This is a genomic window from Paenibacillus sp. FSL R7-269 (assembly GCF_000517865.1).
GTDB lineage: Bacteria > Bacillota > Bacilli > Paenibacillales > Paenibacillaceae > Paenibacillus_AQ.
Genome location: NZ_ASPS01000021.1, coordinates 133723 through 157914, shown reverse-complemented (window position 1 = coordinate 157914; position 24192 = coordinate 133723). Strand labels below are relative to the sequence as shown.

General features: G+C 54.7%; 18 protein-coding genes. All 18 read left to right on the top strand.

Annotated elements, in window-relative coordinates; all coding sequences use genetic code 11:
* Nucleotides 1-3 precede the first annotated feature (3 nt).
* Nucleotides 4-954, top strand: coding sequence for a carbohydrate ABC transporter permease (locus C162_RS11305; RefSeq protein WP_036694418.1), 951 nt, complete (start codon nucleotides 4-6; stop codon nucleotides 952-954).
* On the top strand, nucleotides 951-1814 hold the full coding sequence (locus C162_RS11300) for a carbohydrate ABC transporter permease (RefSeq protein WP_036694417.1): 864 nt from the start codon (nucleotides 951-953) through the stop codon (nucleotides 1812-1814). The genes C162_RS11305 and C162_RS11300 overlap by 4 nt, the downstream gene beginning before the upstream one ends.
* 185 nt (nucleotides 1815-1999) lie before the next feature.
* Complete coding sequence (locus C162_RS11295; protein ID WP_036694416.1) at nucleotides 2000-3727, top strand: cache domain-containing sensor histidine kinase; 1728 nt, start codon at nucleotides 2000-2002, stop codon at nucleotides 3725-3727.
* A gap of 14 nt (nucleotides 3728-3741) precedes the next feature.
* Nucleotides 3742-5109 (top strand): ABC transporter substrate-binding protein, encoded by a 1368-nt coding sequence (locus tag C162_RS11290; RefSeq protein ID WP_036694415.1) that lies wholly within the window; start codon nucleotides 3742-3744, stop codon nucleotides 5107-5109.
* Between the two features lie 18 nt (nucleotides 5110-5127).
* Nucleotides 5128-6723, top strand: a complete 1596-nt coding sequence (locus C162_RS11285; protein WP_036694414.1) for a response regulator — start codon at nucleotides 5128-5130, stop codon at nucleotides 6721-6723.
* 457 nt (nucleotides 6724-7180) lie between these two features.
* Entirely contained in the window at nucleotides 7181-8392 is a 1212-nt protein-coding gene (locus C162_RS11280) for an MFS transporter (protein ID WP_156949608.1), read from the top strand.
* A 116-nt stretch (nucleotides 8393-8508) separates the two neighbouring features.
* Nucleotides 8509-9576, top strand: coding sequence for a fatty acid desaturase (locus tag C162_RS11275; RefSeq protein WP_036694566.1), 1068 nt, complete (start codon nucleotides 8509-8511; stop codon nucleotides 9574-9576).
* A 166-nt stretch (nucleotides 9577-9742) separates the two neighbouring features.
* Nucleotides 9743-10882, top strand: a complete 1140-nt coding sequence (locus C162_RS11270; RefSeq protein ID WP_036694412.1) for a sensor histidine kinase — start codon at nucleotides 9743-9745, stop codon at nucleotides 10880-10882.
* Nucleotides 10879-11481 (top strand): response regulator transcription factor, encoded by a 603-nt coding sequence (locus tag C162_RS11265; protein ID WP_036694411.1) that lies wholly within the window; start codon nucleotides 10879-10881, stop codon nucleotides 11479-11481. Before C162_RS11270 ends, C162_RS11265 begins: the two co-directional genes overlap by 4 nt.
* A 430-nt stretch (nucleotides 11482-11911) precedes the next feature.
* A complete protein-coding gene (locus C162_RS11260) occupies nucleotides 11912-13357 on the top strand; it encodes an SWIM zinc finger family protein (RefSeq protein WP_036694410.1) in 1446 nt (481 codons plus the stop codon).
* 14 nt (nucleotides 13358-13371) lie between these two features.
* On the top strand, nucleotides 13372-15207 hold the full coding sequence (locus C162_RS11255; protein WP_036694409.1) for a hypothetical protein: 1836 nt from the start codon (nucleotides 13372-13374) through the stop codon (nucleotides 15205-15207).
* Nucleotides 15204-17039: a HEAT repeat domain-containing protein gene (locus C162_RS11250; protein WP_036694408.1), complete on the top strand. Its 1836-nt coding sequence runs from the start codon at nucleotides 15204-15206 to the stop codon at nucleotides 17037-17039. The genes C162_RS11255 and C162_RS11250 overlap by 4 nt, the downstream gene beginning before the upstream one ends.
* Before the next feature lie 78 nt (nucleotides 17040-17117).
* Nucleotides 17118-18221: an AAA family ATPase gene (locus C162_RS11245; RefSeq protein ID WP_036694406.1), complete on the top strand. Its 1104-nt coding sequence runs from the start codon at nucleotides 17118-17120 to the stop codon at nucleotides 18219-18221.
* Entirely contained in the window at nucleotides 18218-20563 is a 2346-nt protein-coding gene (locus C162_RS11240; RefSeq protein ID WP_036694405.1) for a DUF5682 family protein, read from the top strand. Before C162_RS11245 ends, C162_RS11240 begins: the two co-directional genes overlap by 4 nt.
* On the top strand, nucleotides 20564-21793 hold the full coding sequence (locus tag C162_RS11235) for a VWA domain-containing protein (RefSeq protein ID WP_036694404.1): 1230 nt from the start codon (nucleotides 20564-20566) through the stop codon (nucleotides 21791-21793).
* Nucleotides 21794-21916: 123 nt separating this feature from the next.
* Nucleotides 21917-23002 carry an aspartate-semialdehyde dehydrogenase gene (gene asd, locus C162_RS11230; RefSeq protein ID WP_036694403.1) on the top strand — a complete coding sequence of 362 codons (1086 nt, stop codon included), beginning with the start codon at nucleotides 21917-21919 and terminating at the stop codon, nucleotides 23000-23002.
* Nucleotides 23003-23150: 148 nt separating this feature from the next.
* Nucleotides 23151-23345 carry a DUF3934 family protein gene (locus C162_RS11225; RefSeq protein ID WP_036694402.1) on the top strand — a complete coding sequence of 65 codons (195 nt, stop codon included), beginning with the start codon at nucleotides 23151-23153 and terminating at the stop codon, nucleotides 23343-23345.
* Between the two features lie 115 nt (nucleotides 23346-23460).
* Nucleotides 23461-24156, top strand: a complete 696-nt coding sequence (locus C162_RS11220) for a pseudouridine synthase (protein ID WP_036694400.1) — start codon at nucleotides 23461-23463, stop codon at nucleotides 24154-24156.
* Nucleotides 24157-24192 lie beyond the last annotated feature (36 nt).

The following is a 24192-nucleotide window of genomic DNA, read 5'->3' as shown; positions in this document are numbered from 1 at the left end:
GACATGGCAGAGCCCGTAATTACGAGTCCGCATGCCGAGAGCAAACGACCTTTCCTCACTGAACAAAGACGGAGCCGCTTCACTGCGTATACTTTCATTTCACCGTTCTTTATTCTGTTCTCGATATTCGGACTATATCCAATCTTCTTCACATTCTATTTATCGTTCTACAAGTGGGATGCCTTAGGTCCAATGAAATACGTCGGCTTCAAGAACTTCGAGCTGATCACCACGGACCCGACCTTCTGGATCTCCTTCAGTAACACGCTCATTATGGGGCTCATGGGTACTGTGCCGCAGGTTATGCTGGCGCTGCTTCTGGCGGTGCTGCTGCATTCGGGGATGACCCGGTTCAAGAAGACCTTCCGCATCCTTTATTTCATGCCGAATATCACTTCGATCGTGGCGGTTACACTGGTATTCAGTACGCTGTTCGGCAATAACGGAATGATCAACTGGCTGCTTAACGGAATCGGGGTAGAGAGCATGGCCTTCAACTCCGGCTGGTGGGGGGTCAAAATTGCCATCTCCACCATGGTCATGTGGCGCTGGACGGGCTACAATGCGATCCTGTTCCTCTCAGGCCTGCAGAGCATTCCGATGGACCTGTACGAATCCGCCAAAATTGACGGGGCCAACCGCAGACAGCAGCTGTTCTTCATTACACTGCCGCTGCTTAAGCCGTTCATTATCTTCGTTTCCCTGCAATCTACTATCGGTGCCCTGCAGCTCTTCACAGAGCCTTATGTCTTCCTCGGCCAATCCGGTACCGGATCTACCCGGCAGGAAGGGATTACGATGGTTACTTACTTGTACAGTGAGGCCTTCCGTAACGGCTTCTTCGGCACGGCGGCGGCTACAGCAGTTCTGCTGTTCCTCGTTACGATACTGTTCTCTGTACTCAATATGCTGATCTCAAGAGGCGGCAGAGAGACTGGAGGGAAAAAAGCGTGAGTACACTGCGTATGTTCAGAAAAAAACCGGATGATCCCGGCTTCTTCGGCAAGCTGGGCTTCTATCTTCTCCTGATTCTCGGAGCACTGGTCTCCATCTTCCCGTTCTATTGGATGTTTGTGGTCGGGACGAATGACAAGGGAGCCGTGTTCCACGTACCGCCGCTGCTCACCATCGGAGACCAGTTCTTCGAGAACTTCAAGCGGGTACTGGATAAATCGGACTTCTTTCAGGCGCTCGGCAACTCGCTGTTCGTCTCGTCCATGGTGACGGTCTCGGTCGTGTTCTTCTGTACACTGGCCGGGTATGCTTTTGCCAAATATGAATTCCCTGGTAAAAACGTGCTGTTCGTCTTCGTTATCGCCACCCTGATCGTTCCACAGCAGCTTGGCGTATTGCCAACCTATGTCATTATGGCCAAGCTTCACTGGATTGACAGCTTCAAGGCGCTGATTGTTCCGGCTATGGTCAATGCCTTCGGCATCTTCTGGATGCGGCAGTACATCTCCTCGGCCGTGCCTACTGAACTGATCGAAGCCGGGCGTATTGACGGGGGAGGACACTTCCGGATTTTCTGGAGAATTGCCGTTCCGGTCATTACACCGGCGATGGCTACCCTGGGCATTCTGAATTTCATGACGGTATGGAATGACTTCTTCTGGCCGCTGGTGGTCTTGAAGAACAAGGAGCATTTCACGATTCAGATTGCATTGCAGCAGTTGTTCACTACACGTGACGGTCTCGATTACGGGATGATTATGTCCGCTACCTTCACGGCCACACTGCCGCTGCTGGTTGTCTTCCTGCTGTTCAGCCGCTGGGTGATTGCCGGACTGACTTCAGGCGCCATCAAGAGTTAACCGTCTATCTATTCTATAAGTAAGAGGATTTACAGAATGCTGTGAAGAATAATAATCAAGTGGAAACGGCTTTGCCGTCCTTATAGAGGACGGTACCGTTTCAGCGAGAAATAGAAGGATAAGTTAAGGTGTGAAACCTATTATTCTTCTATTTGGACAGAGACCGCAGGAGGAAGGGAACCGTCATGAAGCTCCGCCGCAAAATCTTGTTCGCTATTATTCTTCTCGTATTCATTCCCGTGATTGTCATGGGGATTGTTACGTATGTGAATTATTCGAATGCCATGGAGAAAAAATCAAGCAATTTCTACTGGATCTCCCTGCTGGAGACGGACCGCAAGCTGAAGTTCGCCCTCAGTGAGATTTCATCGATCACCAATTCTGCCATCACACAGCCTGCGATTCAGCAGTCGCTGAAGCAGCAGAATTTCGTCCTCACCTATGACCGCAAGCAGGAAATCAACAACCTGCTGATTAACCATCCGATGATCACCTCATTCAGCCTGTACGGCAAAGACCGGCTGCTGTATCAATACAATGCGCCGATGTCTTTTGCAGATATGCATAAGCAGGTCTGGTTCGGAGCCATGGAGTCTGCCGAAGGGCGTCCTGTTTGGTCCGGTCCCGGAGAGAACGGCTCGGCAAGCGGCGATAAGCCGGTGCTGGTCCATGCCAGAGTGATTAAGGACTATTATTCGCTGGAGGATATCGGCTATCTGGTTGTATATGTGAAGCCGGATCTGCTCGATCAGATTTTCTGGGAGGCTGCCACCCTGAAGAAAGGGGATATTCTGCTGGTCAACAAGCAGGGTAATATCGTCTTTAACAAGTCCGGGGAGCATATCGGAGAACGGACGGATTTTCCTTTTTTGCAGGAGAATTATAACCAGGAGCAGGACTATTACATTGACAATTATCAAGGGGAGCGTTCTCTGATCACTTTCCTGCCTTCACATAACGCGGACTGGTATCTGGCGGCCATTACGCCGATGAACCTGATCTCCTCCGAATCGGTCTCCATCCGCAATATTGCGATTATTCTCGGCATGGTGTCGCTGCTGTCGGCCTTCCTGTTCGACCGTTATTTCATCCGCAGGCTCGTCCGCAGCATTAACAGTGCCGTGAACGGCATGAAGCGGGTCAAGCAGGGGATCTTCACCCCGATTCCGGTACCGCTGCGGGCCAATGATGAGAGCGATTCCCTGATTGACGGCTTCAACCGGATGAGCTCGCAGATCAATGAGCTGATCGATCAGGTCCAGACCGAACAGGGACGCAAAAAGGAAGCGGAGATGCAGGCGCTGATGGCCCAGATCAACCCGCATTTCATCTATAATTCGCTGGAATCGATCAACTCCATGGCGGTGCTGGCAGGCAACCGGGATATCAGCAAAATGGTCATCTCGCTCGGCCGGCTGCTGCGGATCAGCATCAGTCAGAATCAGGAGCTGATCCCGCTGCAGATGGAGTTCGAGCATGTCCGCCATTACCTGGATATCCAGAAGTTCCGGTTCGAGGACAAATTCTCCTATGAGCTGGAGCTGCCCGAGCCGCTGAAATATGTGATGACCCAGAAGCTCATTGTTCAGCCGATTGTGGAGAACGCCTTGTACCATGCCATTGAGCAGATGGAGGAGCACGGAAGGATTACGGTTACCGCTCAGGAGAACGGCAAGGATATTATCATTATTGTGAAGGATAACGGGCCCGGCTTCGATCTTGAGGTGCTGATGAGCCAGTGGGACAAGGAGCGGAGCAATCCCAAGAAATACAGCGACAGCGGGGTTGGACTGAAAAATGTGCATGAGCGCCTGAACATCCGGTTCGGTAATCCCTATGGTATTCTGGTCTGCTCCTCACCGGGCTTCGGATCAGCCATCTGCATCCGGATTCCGAGGATACAGCCGACATGAGGGGGAGAAGCCAAATGAAGGACCAGCGGCATGTGCTTAGATGGTTGACCAACTGGGGATGGATTCTCCTCTATATTGTGCTGATGTCCGGCGCCGTATGGTTCATTATGCAGGAGGACCGGGAGCAAATTGAAGATACCTCGCCCGAGAAGATCACACTAACCTTCCGGCACTTCTGGATCAAGGAGCATGACCGGCCGCTGCTGGCGATCTTCGAGGAGGTTGTGCGCAGCTACCAGGAGAGCCATCCGAATGTGAAGGTGAACTTCGAGGGACTGGATCAGAATATACACCGCGAGCAGAAGCTGAAGAGTGAGATGGTAACCGGTACACCGCCCGATATGTTCGTTCTGTTCGGCGGGGCGGAGATTGAGCCTTATGTGCGTTCAGACCGGCTGATGGATCTGACTGATTTCACTGTAGAGAACGGTCTCAGCAACCAGTTCAAGGATCTACATCTCTGGACGTTCAATAAGCATATCTACGGACTGCCGATTGAGGGTAATGCGGAACCGCTCTATTACAATAAAAAAATCTTCACCAAGCTAGGCATTAACACTCCGGCTACGTTGGCCGAGCTGGATACGGTGATGGCGAAGCTGAAGGCAGCGGGGTATATCCCGTTTGCGTTGGGGAACGAAGACCGCTGGCCTGCGGGGATATTCGCACATTATCTGATGGACCGCTACGCCGGACCGGACCTGATTCAGAAGCTGGTAACGGGCGAGGATAGGTCGAGCTTCCGCAGCAGCGGCTACCTGGAAGCGTTCCGGCACCTGAACAGATGGGTGGAGGCAGGCTATTTCAGTGAAGACTCTAACGATACCTCTACTGAGGGGGCGGTCCGTCTGTTCACTGAAGGCAGGGCAGCCATGTACCTGAACGGCAACTGGGATATCAATTTATTCTCGGGAGACAATGCACCGGACGATTTCCAGAGCCGGGTTGGAGTCATGCCCTTCCCTGCGCGGGAGGCCGGGTCAGAGCCGTCCATCGCCGGAGGGTATACAATCGGCATCGGGCTGTCTTCAAGCCTCACCGGAGCGAAGCGTACAGCGGCTCTGGAATTGATGAAGGGCTTCTATACGAAAGAGATTCAGACGCGAATTGTCTATGAGGGGCTCCGGATTCCGTCGATGCGGATTGCATTTGACCCGGAGAAGACCGGACCGGTCTTCGCCCAGGTGATGGATTTGATGGAGGAGAATCAGCAGAGCTTCGTCCCGTATGACAATCTGTTATCGCCTGAAGTGAAGAAGACCTTCCTCAGTGTCATTGAAGAGATGATTGACGGAGGGCTGAAGGCGGAGCAGGCCCTGCAGCAGCTGCAGGATGCATCCAAACAGTATTGGAATCTGATCCGGAGTTCTTCGGGTCAATAAGCCTGGGGGGTGTAGTAGATGAAGGAACAGCAGGAGAAATATAAGGTACTGCTCGTAGATGATGAGCCAATTATACTGCGTAGCCTGAAGGTTGCGATTCCATGGGATGAGCTGGGCCTGACCATTGTGGGAGAAGCGAAGAACGGCGAGGCCGCCTTGCAGCAGATTCAGCAGACCGCACCGCACATCATTATCAGTGACATCCGCATGCCGGTGATTGACGGGATCACGCTAATGAAGGAGGTGCTGCCGCGCAGCGCCAAGCTGATCTTCATCTTCATTAGCGGCTACGGGGAGTTCGAATATGCCAGGGAAGCTCTGCGGCTGGGGGCCTTTGATTATTTGCTGAAGCCAATCGACCATGACGAGCTGGTGGAGATGCTTAAGCGGGCCAGGGAGCGCCTGGACCGCCAGAAGGAGAACGAGCAGCTGATGCTCTCGGTGCAGACCCTGTCGCTGCTGGCCCGCGAGCGTATGCTGGCCGAATTCACGCTGGGCAACCCGCGCCCGCTTCAGCATCTCAAATGGCTGGAGAACAGCGAGCTGGAAGGCGAATACTTCATGGCCGTGGTCCGTCTGGACGACTACGCCGCGCTGACGGCGAAATGGAGCGCTGAAGAGAAGCATCTGTGGCTGTTTGCCGTGCGCAATATCCTGGAGGAGTGGTCGCTCGAGAACGGGGCATTGTCCATCTTCCCGTTCTATAACGGGGAATGGATTCTGCTCTTCCCGGCTAGCCTAAATAACAGCAAGCGGGCACTCGGGGAGCAGCTCATTGCCGGGATCAAGCGCTACTCCAAGCTGAACTGCTCTGTCGGCATCAGCAGAAGCACCAGCGGGATTGATCAGCTTAGCACGGTCTACCCGTTAGCCTCCCAGGCGCTGTACCAGCGCTTCTATTCCGGCCAGGCCGGAGTCTTCCTGGAAGAGGAGGCAGTGGCGGCTGGCAACCGTGAGGTGCAGTATCCGAAGGAGCTGGAGCTGTCCTTAATTGAGTGCATCCGCACGTTGAACCTGGAGCGGATGCTTACTCTTTTTGACGAGATGTCCCTCTTCATTGAAGCCCAAAGTCTGCCCCAGCCGCTGGCCGAGCGCCTGATGATTGAGATGAGTGTGGTGCTGTACCGGCAGTTCGCACATCTGAATACCCATAATGACTGGTCCATTGAAGGGCTGCTCAGCAAGCTGAACGGACTCGGCACACTGCCGGACATGATGAATGTCCTGAAGTCCACCTTCCGCGACTGGCTGGAGCAGAGTCATAAGACCGCTGCCCGGGAAGACGGCCGGAGCATCATTGATAAGGTTCAGCGGTACATTGAATCCAATTACCATAAGGATCTCAGCATCGAGGAGGTATCCGAGGTGGCCGATCTCAGCATCAGCCATTTCTGCACTCTGTTCAAGCAAATCTCCGGCTACACATTCCTCGAATTCGTTACCCACTGCCGGATGGAGAACGCCAAGTACATCCTGCGCAGCAGCAATGTGAAGGTCTATCAGGTCGCGCCGCTGGTCGGCTATCAGGACCCGAGATACTTCACTCAGGTATTCAAAAAAGCGACCGGCAAGACCCCCACAGAGTACCGCGAGGAGCATGTGAAGCAGGCTTAGCCAGGGGGGACCAACATCTACATAGACACAAGATACGCGTAAGCGCCTAAGGAGACTTAGGTGCTTCTTGTCGTTTGCTGAAAGGGATAAATCCTGTTGAATGCGCCGGAAGCGGGCGATACGGGGAAATGAAATGGTTTGTCCCAAACGCTCTTGTCCCCAGATTTTATTTGTTCTCTTTAGCGGTGAAAAGCCGGGCACAAAGGCAGCCTCTTTCGCTTTTACGCGGGTCGTTCCGTCCGCTCCGCTGTTTAAGCAGGATACGAAACAACACCCAAGCACAAGTAGAATGCCCTATAAATTCTATTTCGAAAATAGAAAGCAGTAATTCGGTAAAAAATAGACAGATAGAATAACATCTATAAATAACTAGACAAATACAATTAAAGTCTATATATTAGTAAGAATATTAGATACATATCTATTTAGTCTATTTTGAATAATGGAGGATGTTAACGTGTTAAGTAACAAGTATGTACGGACTATTATGCTGTCGAATGTACTATTGCAGCTCGGGGTGTGGGTGCGGAATTTTGCGATTCTGCTGTATGTGACGGAGATTACGCAGAATGATCCTTATTATGTCTCGCTCATTTCGGTGGCTGAATACGGCCCGCTCTTTCTGTTCGCGATCATCGGAGGAACCTTCGCAGACCGCTGGCGGCCCAAAAGGACCATGATTGTTAGCGATCTGTTGTCCGCTTGCTCAATCTTTGTTGTGCTGCTGGTGGTCATGTCAGGCTCATGGCGGGCCTTGTTGTTCGCAACGCTGGTGTCGGCTATCCTGTCCCAGTTCTCACAGCCCTCGGCGATGAAGCTGCTCAAGCAGCATGTGCCTGAAGAGAAGTTGCAGAGTGTAATGGCTATGTTTCAGTCGCTTACGGCGTTCTTCATGGTTATTGGTCCGGTTATCGGCACCTTCATCTATAGTCATTACGGCATTGAGGCCTCACTTGCTGTGATGGGCGGGATGTTCATCGGCTCGGCGCTCATTCTGGTCAAGCTGCCCGCTGACCGGATGGAGGAGACCGGACAGGCCCGCAGCGGGTTCCTGGCGGAGATGCTATCCGGACTGAATTATGTGCGTGCAAGCCGGGTGCTGAAGAACCTTGGAGTAACCTTTGCCTTCGCCGGGCTTGCCGCCGGACTGGTTCAGCCGCTGGGCGTCTTCATCATTATGGAGAATCTGGGCAGAGACAAAGGCTTCCTGCAGTGGGTAATGATGGCGAATGGAGCGGCGATGCTGCTGGGCGGAATGTTTATTATGAGTAAAGGCAAAACTATGAAGCCGCAGACAATGTTATCCCTAGGCCTGCTGATCAGTGCGGCCGCAACGGTAGGAGTAGGCTGGTCGCATCATACAGCGCTGACGCTGGCGCTCCAGACGGTTAGCGGCTTCTTTTACCCTTGTATTCATATCGGTATCAATACTCTGTTGCTCCGTCATACGGACACTGCTTATATGGGCAGGGTGGGCGGCATTATGGGGCCGATGTTCATGGGCTTCATGGTGATCGGAATGTCTGTAGCCGGCTATGCAAAAGGTATGCTCTCCTTATCCACAGTCTTCACCGGGAGCGGTGTACTGTTCTTGATTGCGGTGATGATTATGCTGCCGCTGCTCAGAACGAAGGAGGCGGGCAGAGAAGTACTTCAGAGCCGAGTATGACATTTGTCATATGTCAGAGTTGATATTTATGACTTACGGGGATGACACTTCTTTCTTTATACTGTAAATATAAGAAGTATCCTTGAATGGATGCATCCGAGGAGGAACCGATCCCGATGACCAACAACCAGATACCCCAGCTCTCTACATTGAAGAAAAGCGTAGCCCCTTACGAGAAAACAGACCGCAACACGAGCATAAAACAGCTCATTAATACGCTTGGGCCGCTGGTGCTGCTATGGACTGCAGCCTATTTCAGCTTATCCGTGTCCTACTGGCTGACGCTGCTGTTCGCTATTCCGGCTGCAGGCTTTGTCATCCGTACCTTTATTATTTTTCATGACTGCTGCCACGGGTCGTTCTTCAAGAACCGTAAGGCCAATGATATTCTCGGCACCATCACAGGCGTGCTTACCTTGGTCCCTTACCGTCAGTGGAAGCACAGTCATTCGATTCATCATGCCGGAAGCAGCAATCTCGACAAAAGAGGCATCGGGGATATCTGGATCATGACAGTGGATGAATATGTGGCTGCCAAGCCGCTCACGCGGCTCTATTATCGTATCTACCGTAACCCGCTGGTAATGTTCGTCATCGGACCGATTGCTGTTTTCCTTATCCAGTACCGGTTCAATGCCAAAGGCGCAAGACGCAAGGAACGGATGAATACGTATCTGACCAATGTGTCCATAGTCGGTTTGTACGCCGGGATTATTATGCTCATAGGCTGGCAGGCGTTCCTGCTGGTGCAGCTGCCAATCGTATTCGTATCCGGCTTCCTCGGCATCTGGCTCTTCTATGTACAGCACCAGTTTGAACATACCTATTTCGAGCATGATGAAGAGTGGAGCTATGTGAACGCCGCTGTAGAAGGAAGCTCTTACTATAAGCTGCCGAAGGTACTGCAATGGATTACCGGCAATATCGGATTTCACCATGTGCATCACTTGAGCCCGAAGGTGCCGAATTACAATCTGGAATTGGCCCACAATGCCAGCCCGCCCTTGCAAAAGGCAACCACCATTACACTCAGCACCAGTCTTGAAGCGCTGAAATACCGCCTTTGGGATGAGGAGCATAAGGTATTCCTCAGCTTCAAGCAGTTGAAGCAGCGGCTGCGCCAGAACGAGCCTGCCGTCACAGATGTCCTTAAGGTAATCAAGCCGGGATTCCAGAGCGAATAGAAGCGATAACATGATAACATGCAGAAAGACAGATCCGGGGAGCAGGATGCCGGGTCTGGTCTTTCTTTTTAGAATATACACAGGTTACTGTGAAGGAAGTTGCCGGTCGTAGGCTGGTTTATGTTAAAATGGGGGTATAAACTTGCTGGCAAAAAGGATGGCTAACATGCAGAAGTGGCATCATATTTTTCATAAAAGCACGGGACTGAGCCCTTATGTATGGGTTGTTTTTTACATTCTCCCATTTTATTTCATCTTCCGTTCCTCCACGGCGGACCGCTGGGTGTATGGCATCCTGATGATTATGGTCTTCTTCGGCTGCTACGTGCTGTCGTTTAAGTCGAGGGGTTGGGTGGTCTATTTCTGGACCAGTGTGCAGATGGTGGTCTCGATTACGATGACGCTGCTGTTCGGGTATATGTACTTTGCGTTATTTCTGGCTTTTTTTATCGGGAATATTCAGAAAAGAGCAGCCTTCTTCACCCTATATCCGATCCATCTGCTGACGACTATTGTAGCGATTAACTATGAGCTGATTATGCGCAATCCTGTATTCCTCTCGCAGCTTCCCTTCGTGCTGGTCAGTATCATTGCGGTGGTACTGCTTCCGGTCACAACGTATAACCGCAACAGGCAGGATAAGCTGCAGGGGCAGCTGGAGGATGCCAACAAACGGATCTCTGAGCTGGGCATTATGGAGGAGCGTCAGCGGATCTCCCGTGATTTACATGATACGCTGGGGCAGCGACTGTCGCTGATTGGACTGAAGAGTGACCTCGCGGGCAAGCTGATTACCAAGAATCCGGCGCAGGCTATCATCGAAATTAACGATGTCCGTATGACGGCCCGCAGTGCGCTGAAGGAAGTCCGCGAGATGATTACGCAGATGCGGGGCATCCGGCTGGAGGATGAACTGGTGCGGGTCCGCCAGCTCCTTCAGGCTGCCGGGATTGATTATGAGCTGGAAGGTAACACCGATTTAACCCAGACCTCGCTGATTACCGAGAACGTGCTGAGCATGTGTATGAAGGAGGCGGTAACGAATGTGGTCAAGCATAGCGGGGCCTCACTCTGCCGGATTCAGATTGAATCCTCGCGGACCGATCTGCTCATCAAGGTGAAGGACAATGGCGGAGGAATTGAGGGGACCAAGCTATATCATAAAGGGCATGGCCTGCAGGGTATGAGGGAGAGGCTGGAGTTCGTCAACGGTTCGATGGAAGTGATCCAGGATGAAGGAACTACACTGGTGATTAAGGTGCCGAATGCGTCGCAGCAGCCGGACATGGAGGTGAATGCGCAATGATATCAATCGTGATAGCCGAAGACCAGCGGATGCTGCTGGGAGCACTATCGGCTCTGCTGGACCTGGAGGAAGATATGCGGGTGGTCGGTAAGGCGGGCAACGGGGAAGAAGCCGTGAAGCTGGTGAAGCAACTGCATCCGGATATCTGTATTATGGACATTGAAATGCCCGCCATGACGGGTCTGGAAGCGGCAGAAGCGCTGAAGGGGGAAAGCTGCAAAATCATGATTTTGACCACCTTTGCCCGGGCAGGGTATTTCGAGCGTGCGGTCAAGGCCGGAGTCGACGCCTATCTGCTTAAGGACAGTCCGAGCGAAGAGCTGGCGCTGTCGATCCGCAGTGTCATGGACGGCAAGCGCATGTACGCGCCAGAGCTGATGGATGAGGCTTACAGCAAGGAAGCAAATCCGCTGACCGAGCGGGAGAAGGAAGTGCTGGGGCTGATCGCAGACGGCAAGAATACGAAAGAGATCGCCAGCCAGCTCTATATCACCACCGGAACGGTCCGCAACTATATCTCGGTCATTCTGGACAAGCTGGATGTAGGCAACCGGATCGAGGCGATTACACGCTTTAAGGAGAAAGGGTGGTTCAAATAAAATATCCCTGCGGGGAAGCAGGAACGGCGGCTGTCTTATGAGGGCTGGCCGTTTTTTTGTTCAAATATAAGAATTTATATGTTGCACACAATAAATTATCCTTCTATTTCTCGCTGAAACGGTACCGTCCTTTAAAAGGACGGCAATGCTGTTTCCACTTGGAATATAGAGTGTACATATATCGCTTAGAACAGAGCTTGACTAGAAGTGAATCTAGGACCTATCACCCATTTTCTATCTGAAAGCGGTTACTCTATTGGATCGGACGCCAAGATTTGTTAATATAAATGCAAACATGTGATCTTATTTGTAGTCGTTTTGTGATGTTATTTGTAGTCGTTTTATGTGAAGTTGGGTAATAAATACTTGTGCCCCGTATGCACGTTTATTCATTCTGCTTACATCCTAATTCAGCCGGGAGGAATCTAATTTGCCAGAGCTAACATCCACGTACGTCGATTCACTTGCACCTAATGCTGCTGCGATCAAGAACGGCCAGGGGCTGGTCCGCAAGAAGAGCTTTGTGGAGCTCCATCAGTCGGAGAACGGAGAACTATTGTTCGGAAAATGTGCCGGAAGCGGCAAAACGCCCTATGAGTGCTCAGTGGACTTCATCGCACCAGACAGCCCGGTCTTCCGCTGCAGCTGCCCCAGCCGCCAATTCCCCTGCAAGCACGCATTAGGTCTGCTCTATGCCTACACCGAAGGCCAGACGTTCACGCCTGCCCCGGTTCCTGAAGACATTGCATCGAAGCGCGAGAAGGCGGAGAAGCGGGAAGAGAACAAGGTGAAGCAGGCGGCAGAAGGGGCAGACCCCAAGCCGAAGAAGGTTAACAAATCCGCCCTGAAGAAAAAAATCAACGCACAGCTCGAAGGGCTTGATCTGCTGGAGAAGCTGGTGCTCTCCTTCGTACGCAGTGGCCTGTCCACGATTGACAAGTCTGCGGCCAAGACGCTTCAGGGGCATGTGAAGGAGCTCGGGAACTATTATCTGTCCGGGGCCCAGATCGAGCTGCGCCGCTTCGCGAATCTGATGTCCAGCGGCAAGGATCAGGAGCAGAACTATACATATGCGGTGGAGCAGCTGACACGGCTACACGCATTTATCAAGAAGGGCCGGGCGTATCTCCAGGCCCGGAGCGAGGACCCGGAGCTTGCGCTCGATCACGAATCCACTATTGATGAATGGCTGGGCCATGCTTGGCAGCTTAGCGAGCTGAAGGAATATGGTCTGGTGAAGGAGGGGGCGGAGCTGCTGCAGTTATCCTTCTACAGCTACAACGATGCTGCCCGCCAGGAGTTCGTAGACCTTGGCTTTTGGCTGGATCTCTCTGCGGAAGGCGGTGAGATCCGCCGGACCTTTAACTACCGCCCATACAAGGCGGCGAAGCTGATGCGCGAGGAAGACAGCTTCTTCGATATTGCCGTGGTTCCTCAGCTGTACACCTATCCAGGGGACATGAATGCCCGTATCCGGTACGAGTCCATGTCTTCAAGACCGGTGCAGGGTACTGATCTTGAGCAGGCGGCCGCCATGGCTCACCGTTCTTATTCAGAAGTCTTCAAGAAGGTGAAGAACCAGATCAAGAACCCGCTGAGCGACAAGCAGCCGGTCATGCTGCTGCATGCATCATCTCTGGGCGTTACCGAGAACGGCCAGTATGTCCTGACCGACGGGGAAGGAACACGGCTGCTCCTGGAGGATATCCCATCGGTCCCGCAGGGCACAGTAGGGCTGCTGCCATTCCTTCCGGCGGGAGCCCGCGAGGACTGCACGGTTCTGGTCATGTTCGAGCATGACCTGGACCAGGGACGTCTGCGTGCCCAGCCGCTGAGTGTTCTTAAGGACGAAGAGATCATTCGACTGCTGTACTGACAGGAGGCATGTCTATGAGCACAGCGTTACTACAGGAGCTTCATCAGGAGTATAGAAGATTGTACATTGCCGGAAGCGAGCTGGCAGCGGGAGATTTCCGCCTGAACCGGCTGCTTCCGCAGGTTCAGCAGTTCGGTGAGCGGTCACCGGTCTTCAAGAGACTCGGTGAAGGCATTGCAGCGTTGCTTGAACCCGGCAGTCCTGACGGGCCTGCCCCCAGCGTTCTATTGCAGGAGCAGACTCTGCTGCTGGAGTCCGTGCTGTACACCCAAGGGACAACAGCTGTGGAAGGAACCCCAGGCCCTCTGCCCGTGTGGGGCTTCGCGCTTCAGACTGCTCAGCCTTACCGGAAGCTGGCGCCTGTGCTGGAGGCACTCAGCACGACGGGCAGCGGCAGATATGAGATCGTGGTCGATGCCTTCCAGAAAGGCGTCTTCGGGGATCTGCGTCTGCTGCTGCTGGCGGTCTCAGCGCTGAATGATCCGTATTCGGAACTGGCGGACTATGTGAAGGAGCATATTCTTCCTTCGTATGGGCCGGAGATTAGCGGCTACCTGCTGGAGAGCTTCAATCCGGCAGGCGGGCGGAGCGAGGCGCGCAAGCTGGAGGTCATCGCCAAGGCAGGTGCCGCCAGGCATCTGGATACGGTCTTCCAGGCTGCAGAGAGCGGCAGCGATGAGGTCAGGGTTGCTGCTATCGCTTGCTTGGCAGGGGATGAGCAATATACAGCCGCTTTGCTGGAATGGTCGGCTGACAAGAAGAAGGCGATTCGTGAAGCAGCGTACACGGCGCTGGCGGCCGGCGCGAGTGAACTGGGAGCGGAGCGGCTCTACGAAGCCTTCTGTGCGGGGAAGGACCGTGAGATGGTTGCCGAGGTGCTTGCGAACCTGCCTGCTGCGCTGGCCGCGGAGAAGCTGGCCGACCTGTTCATGGTGAAGCTCCGCCAGGCCCCGCAGAATAATGGAGACCCGCAGCAGACGGAAGCTGTCTGGGCGGAGATCCAGCAGTACATGAGGGCGCTGTTTAGTGCCCGGAGCAGCAAGCTTGATGAAATCTACAGTTATGTAATCAGCGAATATGACCGCTTCCAGTCGCTGGGATGGAAGCAGCTTATCATTCAGGCAGTGCGGTACAAAGAGTGGACAGTAACAGATTCCAGCCTCAGGGAGCTGCAGTTATTGGCGGAGCGTGACTACAACTATCTGCTGTATTATTTCCGGGCGGCCCGTAAAATGATGATTCCGCAGGAGCTGTATAACCAGTTCGCCGGGGGATTGAAGCAAAGGCTGCTCTCCTTCATGAAGAAGGATACCGCGCAGCGGGAACAGTTTCTGATCGACATCCTGGACCGGGTGATTATTAACCCTAAGCCACGGTACTACTACAAGGCTGAGGATACCTTCGATCGAATGAGCGCTGAGGAGATTGAAGCCGCCTGGGACCCGCGCTGGCTCGACTGGTTTATCCAGCGGGATGCACTTAATCTGGTCTGCACTTTCGCCCGGCCGGGACATAAGGGAGTGCGGGAATATCTGCTGAAGAAGCTGAAGGTGCCTCCGCAGCCCAGAGATGACGAGGTTCTTCCTAACATCTTCATTGGACTTGAACGTGCAGGAGTTCCTGAGCCGGGACGCCTGGAGCTGCTTATGTCTGCACTGGAGAGCGGCAGATTCGATCAGACGAACCAGTTCAGCAATTCGCTGACCCGCCTGATGGAGCGGTTGCCGGCTGGATACCGTTCCCGGCTGGAAGCTGCGGCGCCAAGGTACACGTTCGTGGCCAAGCGGCAACTGGAGCACCTGATCAGTATCATGAACGAATTAAATTCACTTAGGGAGGACAATCCATGAGCACAGCGTTATTGCAGGAGCTGCATCAGGAATACAGAAGACTGTATATTGCCGGAAGTGAGCTGGCGGCCGGAGATTTCCGTCTGAAGCGGCTGCTTCCGCAATTTCAGCAGCTAGGCGAGCGGTCACCGGTCTTTAAGAAGCTAGGCGAGGGAATCACTGCACTGCTTGAACCGGGTAGTCCGGACGGTCCTGCCCCGGGTATTCAGTTGCAGGAGAATACCCTGCTGCTGGAGTCCGTGCTGTACACCCAGGGAACGACAACCGTGGATGGGACGCCCGGACTCTTGCCGGTCCGGAAGTTCACTCTTCAGACGAATCAGACTTACCGGAAGCTTGCGCCTGTGCTTGAAGCGCTCACCACTACCGGAAGCGGCAGATATGAGATTGTATTGGATGCCTATAAGGAAGGAGTCTTTCAGGATCTGCGTCTGCTGCCGCTGGCTGTCTCAGCGCTGAACGACCCGTATTCGGAGCTGGCAGAATATGCGAAGAATCATATTCTGCCTTCTTATGGGCCGGAGATCGCCGGATACCTTCTGGAGAGCTTCAACCCGGCAGGGGGGCGGAGCGAGGTCCGCAAGCTGGAGGTCATTGCCCAAGCAGGCGCTTCCAGTCACCTGGACGTTATTGTTCAAGCAGCCGAGAACGGTAGTGATGAGATCCGGGCAGCGGCCATGAAGTGTCTGGGAGAGTATGGGGAATATACAGCACTCCTGCTGGAGTGGTCTGCCGACAAAAAGAAAATCATCCGTGAAGCCGCCTACACAGCGCTGGCGGCGGGTGGAACGGCACAGGGAGCAGAGCGGCTCATTGAGGTGTTCCTCCAGAAGAAGGACCGTGAGATGTTAGCCGCAGTGCTGGCGTATGGGGCTCCTGCAGAGGTCTATGCGAGGCTTACGGCATTATTCATGGATGAGCTTACGGCCGCACCGGAGACGAGTGCCGATAAGAAAATCACCGAGAAGGCCTGGGATGAGCTGGCTCCCTTCATGGCGGCTCTCCGCCAGGCAAAGAGTGCGGAACTGGATGCCATTTATAGCTATGTTCTTAAGGAGTATAACCGTTATACTTCCCTCGGCTGGATTCATCTGATTGACCAGGCGGCCTGGTACAAGCAGGAATCAGCGGATAACGCCGCGCTGGAAGAGCTCGCAGAGCTGGCGCAGCGCAGCGTGCGGTATCTGCCGAATTATTTCCATGCGGCCAAGCGGAGAGTCAGCCCGCAGGAGATGTTCGACCGGTTCGCTGGAACCCTCACGGAGACCAAGCTGATCGGGCAGGCGGCCAAGCAGGCGGCTCAGCGCTCGCAATTGCTGATCCATACGATCGAGGAGCAGGCAGTGGACCTGTACTGGGACTATGAGGTGCGTTGGGATGCCTCGGGCGTCAGACAATATAACAGGCGGATCATGTCGGCTGAAGAGGTTGCTGCGGAATGGGACCCGCGCTGGCTGGAATGGTCCATCAAGCAGGATGCCATGAATCTGGCCTGTGTCTTCGCCCGGCCCGGACATCAGGGAGTGCAGAATTACCTGCGGGGCAAGCTGGAAGGTACGCTCAAACGGTACACGTATGACCGTCTCGCGAATATTTTTAAAGGACTGGAGAGGGCAGAACTGCCTGAGACGGAGCGGCTGGAGCTGCTGATCTCTGCGCTCGAAGAGAACAACGTACGCAATTTGTATACCTTTGACCACTACTTGTTCGAGATGATGGAGCGCTTCCCTGCCAGCTATGTGGACCGGGTGAAGGAGATCGCCCCCCGGTTCAAATATGAATCCAAGCGCCAGCTGGAATATATACTGGACCAGCTAGTAAGTAAGCAGTAAAGTCTGCAATATACTTAGTGTCACCGGCACGGAAGAGATTGTCCCGGATGGACGGGGATATATAAAGGAGAGGTGTACATGTCAACAGAACAAGGTCAGCTTCAGGATTACATGCGTCTGCCGGCTGAAATCCTGTATCGTGAGGAGCTGGAAGCTCTACGCAAGGAGGATAGCGGACGTATTCCTGCCGGCTGGCAGATGTCCCCGCGCTCAGTCCTCACCTTCATTACTGGCGGCAAGGCGGGCAAGACCGTGATTACCCCGAAATATATCGGCAACACCCGGCTGATCGAGATGGCCGTTGCCACACTGGTCACTGACCGGGCGCTGCTGCTGATCGGGGAGCCGGGCACCGCGAAATCCTGGCTGTCCGAGAATCTGGCAGCGGCGATCTACGGCAACTCAGGCATGGTAGTGCAGGGGACTGCGGGAACAAGCGAAGAGCATGTGCGCTATTCCTGGAACTACGCCATGCTCCTGGCGAATGGTCCGACGCCGGAGGCGCTGGTCAAGAGCCCGATTATGCGGGCGATGGAGGACGGTGGTATTGCCCGGTTTGAAGAAATCTCCCGCTGTGCCTCCGAGGTACAGGACGCGCTGATCTCGATTCTGTCGGAGAAGACGATCTCCGTGCCGGAGCTGGGCAAGGAGACCAGTGCCCGCAAGGGCTTTTCGATTATAGCCACTGCTAATACGCGGGACCGCGGAGTCAATGAGATGTCCGCTGCCCTGAAGCGGCGCTTCAATATCATTGTGCTGCCTGCGCCATCGGACCTTGAGACGGAGCTGTCGATTGTGAAGAAGCGTGTGGGTGAGATCGCCTCCTCCTATGAGCTGCAGGCTGCTGTTCCGGCAGATGAAGCGCTGCTGAAGGTGGTCACCATCTTCCGCGAGCTGCGCAGCGGCATGACCCTCGACAAGAAGGAGAAGGTGAAGACTCCAGCCGGTGTAATCTCCACGGCAGAAGCGATCTCCCTGCTGACGAACAGCATGGCACTGGCGGCAAGCTTCGGGAGCGGAGAACTGACCGACGAGGATCTGGCAGCGGGACTCCAAGGGGCGATCGTCAAGGATGACGACAAGGATAAGCTGGTGTGGAAGGAATATCTGGATAATGTAATGAAGAAAAAAGGAGCGGACTGGCGCGGACTCTATCAAGCCTGCAAGGAGATGAACGAGTGAGCAGGGCAGCGGTTGCCGGTGTTCATGTCTTCGGAGTCCGGCATCTGTCTCCGGGCGGTGCCAGACATGTCCTGGAATATTTGAACGAGCTGCAGCCGACCGCCGTGCTGATTGAGGGGCCGAGAGATGCAAGCGGAGAGATCCGTCATTTAACCCATGCGGTAACAAAGCCGCCGGTAGCTATTCTGGCCTTCACCGAGGATCTCCCCGTGCGGACGGTGCTCTGGCCGTTCGCTGTGTATTCCCCGGAATATCAGGGGATGAAATGGGCGCAGGAGCATGGAGCACAGGCAGAGTTCATCGACCTGCCTTCTTCTGTAACATTGGGGCTGCAGGATGCGTTACGGCAGGATGCCGGCGGACGCCCGGAGCTGAAGCCTGTGGCTGAGGAACAGGGGGAACCGGCGGAAGAGGAAGTCCGTGAGCCGGAGTCCGTATACAGCCGGATTGCCCGGCTCGCCGGTGAGCATGACTATGATATGTACTGGGAGCGTAATTACGAGCATAACGCCAGCAGCGGTGCCTACCGCGCCGCGATACTGGCCTTCTCAGGACAGATGCGGGAGCTGTCGGAGTCCACGGAGCGCGCAGAGCAGCCGCGGGAATATGCATATAACGCATTGCGAGAATCTTATATGCGGCGGCAGATTCAGCTCAAGATTGACGAAGGGCATCTGCCGGAGAAGATTGTTGTGATCTGCGGTGCATACCACGCCGCCGCACTGGCCGATCTCTCGGAGGGGATGAGCGATGCGGAGCTGGCGTCATTGCCTGCACGCTCTACCAAGCTGACGCTGATGCCTTATTCCTACTATAAGCTCTCTACCATGTCTGGCTACGGTGCGGGTAATGCGGCTCCGCACTACTTCCAGATGATGTGGGAGCTGATGGCCTCCGGCCGCTCTGAGGAGCTGCCCCATCTCTATCTCTCCTCTGTGGCCCGGATGGTGCGCAGAGCAGGGACGCACCGCTCCACGGCTGAAGTCATTGAAGCGGTGCGGCTGGCGGAGTCGCTGGCTGCGCTGCACGGCGGAAGCGCGCCTACGCTGCGTGATCTGCGGGATGCCGCGCAGACCTTGCTCGGGCATGGGGATCTGGCTGTTATCGCTGATTCGCTGGCCCGGGTCGATGTTGGCACGAACATCGGAAGGCTGGCCGACGGCGTCAGCCAGACGCCGATTCAGGATGACCTGAACCGGCTGCTGAAGCGCTACAAGCTGGAGAAGTACAGATCGACCGTAGCCAGCGACCTGACGCTGGATCTGCGTGAGAACCGCCGGGTGTCAAGCAGTGAAGCGGCTTATCTCGATCTGCACCGCTCCGTGCTGTTCCACCGGCTGGAGCTGCTCGGTATCCACTTCGCCCGGAATGTGCCGAGCGGCCAGTCCGGGGCGACCTGGGCGGAGCACTGGATACTCCAGTGGGCGCCGGAGGTAGAGATTGAGATTGTGGAGTCTACCCTGCTGGGGGAGACCATTGAAGTGGCGGCAGCCTATGTGCTGCGAGAGAAGCTGCTGGAATGCAGCTCCATCTCTGAGGCATCTGCGCTGATTGTCACCGCCTGCGAATGTGCCATGACCACGCAGATGGAGGAGAGCAGCCGCGTACTGCAGCGCCTAGCGGTAGACAGCCGGGATGTTGTCTCGATTGCCACGGCAGCCAGGGAGCTGGCCAAGATCATCGGCTATGGCGACATCCGCAAGGTGGATACGGCCCCGTTCATACCGCTGCTGGAGGAGCTGTTCCGCCGGGGCTGCCTGTTCCTGCTGGATGCCAGCGGCTGCAATGATGAAGCAGCGGCGCTGATGATCGGCGCAATGAATGATCTGAACAACATCTCGCAGGAGCATAGCGAGATTGCAGATACGGCCCTGTGGCTGCAGGAGCTGCTGCAGCTGGCGCAGCGGGATGACCGCAACCCGCGGCTGTCGGGCTTCGCCTGCGCGATCCTGATGGAGCGTGGAGCCATTCCTGCCGGGGAGGTTGCGGCGGAGGTGTCGCGCCGCTTGTCTCCAGGAATACCGGCGGACCTCGGGGCAGGCTGGTTCGAAGGGCTGTCCATGCGTAACCGCTATGGGCTGCTGTCGCGGATGAGCCTGTGGGAACAGCTGAATGACTATATCAACGCCTTGGAAAATGAGGAATTCAAGCGTGCGCTGGTCTTCCTGCGCCGGGCGTTCAGCACCTTCTCCCCGCGTGAGAAGACGATGATCGCCGAGCTGCTGGGTGAGCTGTGGGGCGTGAACACAGAGCAGGCCGCCGAGATTCTGACAGGAGAACTGAAGGAGGAGGAAGCCAAAATGCTGGATGATCTGAATGATTTTGACTTCGGGGATCTGTAGATGGGTGATGAAGAGCTGAAGGAGGAGAACCAGAACAGCGCCCTTACACGCTGGCGGCTGATTCTGGGGCAGGACGCGGAAGAGGCCTTGCCCGGCTTCGGCCCGGGCAGCGGCCGGATCTTGAGCGAGGAAGAGTTGATTATGGATGCCGCGCTGGCGGCTATCTACAATGAGACAGGTGCAGGCAAGGCAGAAGGGAGTGCCGCTGCCGCATCGAAGGGCAGAGGCGCAGGCTCGGGACATGCCGCAATTAACCTGTCCAAGTGGCTCGGGGATGTGCGGAATTTCTTCCCGGAGGATGTGGTCTCGGTTATTCAGACCGATGCGATGGAGCGTAAGGGCTGGAAGCAGCTGCTCTTCGAACCGGAGCTGCTGGCGGCAGTGAAGCCGGATATCCAGCTGGTCGGTACGCTGCTGGCACTCAAGGGCAAAATCCCGGAGAAAACCAAAGATACCGCCAGAATGCTCGTTCAGGCGCTCGTGGATGAGCTGGTCAAGCTGCTGGAGACCGATATCCGCCGTGCGGTTACCGGAGCCCTCAACAAGCGGCAGCATTCCCCGCTGCCTTCGCTCAGCGGGCTGGACTGGAAACGGACGATTGAACGCAATCTGAAGCACTACGATGCGGAGCGGCGGATGATTATCCCCGAACGCTTCTTCTATTTCGACCGGGCCCGCCGCAGCAAGGAATGGACGGTCATTGTGGATATTGACCAGAGCGGCTCGATGGCCAGCTCGGTGATCTGGGCGTCGGTGATCGGCTCGATCTTCGCCAGTATCCCTGCGCTGAACACGCGTGTCGTTGCTTTTGACACCGAGGTGGTAGACTTGACAGAGCAGTGTGCGAATGATCCTGTTGACATGCTCTTCGGCATCCAGCTCGGGGGCGGCACGGATATTCATAAGTCGGTGAAGTATTGCGAGCAGTTCATCGAGGAGCCGAAGAAGACATTGTTCATTATCGTATCGGACCTGTATGAGAACGGCAATCAGGCCGGACTGGTCCGGCGGATGCGTGAGCTGCGGGAATCCGGGGTGCGGACGATGACGCTCTTGGCTCTCTCCGATGAAGGCAAGCCTTCCTATGATGAACGGCTGGCCGCCCAGCTCACCCGTGATGGAACGCCTTGCTTCGCCTGTACTCCGGCACTGCTGCCTGTCCTGGTGGAGGGGGCGCTGAAGGGTCAGGAGCTGGGTGAGCTGGCGAAGCGGCTCGGGATGACGCGATAATTTCATTAGAAGAGGAAACACTTACTTTATAATCACATATTGTGTAACATGCCGCTATCCTTTATAATCGGTTATTAAAAAGCGCTTTTCGCTAGGCGCTGCTTGAAAGGAAATGAATTTCTTATGTCGAGTAAGCTCAGAGCGGGTATTGTTGGCGGTACCGGTATGGTCGGCCAGCGTTTCATTGCACTTTTGGAGAATCATCCATGGTTTCAGGTAACAGCGATTGCGGCGAGCGCGAATTCAGCCGGCAAGTCCTATGAGGAGTCTGTTCAAGGCAGATGGAAGCTATCCACTCCTATGCCCGAAGCCGTCAAAGGCATTATGGTTCAAGACGCCTCCAAGGTGGAGGAAGTGGCTGCGGATGTGGATCTGATCTTCTGCGCCGTAGATATGAAGAAGGAAGAGATCAAGGCGCTGGAAGAAGCTTATGCGCGTACCGGAACTCCGGTGATCTCCAACAACTCGGCACACCGCTGGACACCGGATGTTCCGATGGTGATTCCCGAGATCAACCCGGAGCATCTGGAGGTCATCGCCCAGCAGCGCAAGCGTCTGGGGACGGAGACCGGCTTCATCGCCGTGAAACCGAACTGTTCCATTCAGAGCTATATGCCTACCCTGAATGCACTTCATGAGTTCAAGCCTTCTAAGGTAGTTGTAACTACTTATCAGGCAATTTCAGGTGCCGGCAAGACCTTCGCGGATTGGCCAGATATGCTGGATAACGTGATTCCATACATCGGCGGAGAAGAAGAGAAGAGCGAGCAGGAGCCGCTGCGGATCTGGGGTAAGGTAACTAGTGAGGGGATTGTCCCAAGCACGCAGCCGGTAATCACCACACAGTGTATTCGTGTGCCTGTTGCTGACGGCCATATGGCGGCAGTCTTCGCCTCCTTTGAGCAGAAGCCTTCCCGCGAAGAGATTCTGGAACGCTGGAACAGCTTCCAGGGGCGTCCGCAGCAGCTCGGTCTGCCGAGCGCGCCTAAGCAGTTCATCACGTATTTTGAGGAAGAGAACCGCCCGCAGACTCGTCTGGACCGTGACATTGAGAATGGCATGGGTATCTCCGCAGGTCGTCTGCGCGAGGATTCACTGTACGATTACAAATTCGTCAGCTTGTCCCACAATACGGTAAGAGGCGCTGCCGGAGGTGCGGTACTGATCGCTGAATTACTGAAGGCCGAAGGATATATTCAGCCTAAATAAGCCAATCTATGCTCTTGGATGGATACCCGTTACGCAGCCTGCCGGAGGCTCCTTCGCGCAGGCTGTTTGCAGTTGGACCTGACAATCCGCCCGAAATAATGGTAAGATAGAGTAATGTACGGCGAAAACTGAATTTTGACGGAGTGATATTGTGGCAAAAAGTAAAGGCGGCGGTACAGGCAGAGGAACAGGCAGCAAGGGCTGGACCCGCTGGAATAAGACAGCAAAACCCGTGAAGCCGGCCAAAAGCGGCCCTCCCGGAAGCCCAGGCGCTAAAGGGGCCAAACCAGTCAAGCCAGCTAAGAGTGGCAGCGGCAGCAGCAAAACCGGAGGCGCTAAATAAGCGGACATCTGCCCATTGATAATTAACAAATATAAGGGTTATAGGTTGGAGCAACATCTGATTTGTATGTAAATCAGGTGTTCTTTCATATGTAGGACCTGAAAGCGGGCACTTCATGAGAATTAATAAATATATCAGTGAGACTGGCGTCTATCCGCGCAGAGAGACGAACCGGCTGATTGCCGCCGGAAGGATCACGATTAACGGGAAGATATGTGCGCCTGGAGCAATGGTGGAGCCTGGAGATACGGTGGCTGTAGACGGAATTACTGTGACTCCAGACCGGGAGGAGCGGGTCTATCTGGCGCTGAACAAGCCGATAGGCATTACATGTACAGCCGCCCGGCACGTGGAAGGGAATATAGTAGATTATATCAACTATCCATCCCGGATTTTTGCCGTCGGCAGACTGGATAAGCACTCGGAAGGGCTGATTCTCCTGACCAATGACGGGTCGATTGTCAACCGGATGATGCGGTCTGAGCATAGTCATGAGAAGGAGTACCGGGTGAGCGTGGACAAGCCGGTCACGGAAGAGTTTTTGGCGGAGATGTCAGCGGGTGTAGATATTCTGGAGACCCGGACCAAGCCATGCCTCACCCGGCGGATCGCGGATAAGGAGTTCATGATTATTCTGACCCAAGGGCTGAACCTGCAGATCCGCCGGATGTGCAAGGCGCTGGGCTACCGTGTGCTCCGCCTGGAGCGGATACGGATTATGCATATCACGCTCAGCGGTCTGCCGCAAGGGCAGTGGAGACGGCTGACGGAGGAAGAACTGGTGGAGCTCCATGCACAACTGGATGGTTAACCGCAACTCACATACTAAGGTACAGGCTTCCGAAGC

What these genes read in the sequence shown, in the direction of transcription:
- C162_RS11305 (WP_036694418.1), top strand. Translation starts at nt 4, where the DNA reads ATGGCAGAGCCCGTAATTACGAGTCCGCATGCCGAGAGCAAACGACCT.
- C162_RS11295 (WP_036694416.1), top strand. Translation starts at nt 2,000, where the DNA reads ATGAAGCTCCGCCGCAAAATCTTGTTCGCTATTATTCTTCTCGTATTC.
- C162_RS11290 (WP_036694415.1), top strand. Translation starts at nt 3,742, where the DNA reads ATGAAGGACCAGCGGCATGTGCTTAGATGGTTGACCAACTGGGGATGG.
- C162_RS11285 (WP_036694414.1), top strand. Translation starts at nt 5,128, where the DNA reads ATGAAGGAACAGCAGGAGAAATATAAGGTACTGCTCGTAGATGATGAG.
- C162_RS11275 (WP_036694566.1), top strand. Translation starts at nt 8,509, where the DNA reads ATGACCAACAACCAGATACCCCAGCTCTCTACATTGAAGAAAAGCGTA.
- C162_RS11270 (WP_036694412.1), top strand. Translation starts at nt 9,743, where the DNA reads ATGCAGAAGTGGCATCATATTTTTCATAAAAGCACGGGACTGAGCCCT.
- C162_RS11265 (WP_036694411.1), top strand. Translation starts at nt 10,879, where the DNA reads ATGATATCAATCGTGATAGCCGAAGACCAGCGGATGCTGCTGGGAGCA.
- C162_RS11255 (WP_036694409.1), top strand. Translation starts at nt 13,372, where the DNA reads ATGAGCACAGCGTTACTACAGGAGCTTCATCAGGAGTATAGAAGATTG.
- C162_RS11250 (WP_036694408.1), top strand. Translation starts at nt 15,204, where the DNA reads ATGAGCACAGCGTTATTGCAGGAGCTGCATCAGGAATACAGAAGACTG.
- C162_RS11245 (WP_036694406.1), top strand. Translation starts at nt 17,118, where the DNA reads ATGTCAACAGAACAAGGTCAGCTTCAGGATTACATGCGTCTGCCGGCT.
- C162_RS11235 (WP_036694404.1), top strand. Translation starts at nt 20,564, where the DNA reads ATGGGTGATGAAGAGCTGAAGGAGGAGAACCAGAACAGCGCCCTTACA.
- asd (WP_036694403.1), top strand. Translation starts at nt 21,917, where the DNA reads ATGTCGAGTAAGCTCAGAGCGGGTATTGTTGGCGGTACCGGTATGGTC.
- C162_RS11220 (WP_036694400.1), top strand. Translation starts at nt 23,461, where the DNA reads ATGAGAATTAATAAATATATCAGTGAGACTGGCGTCTATCCGCGCAGA.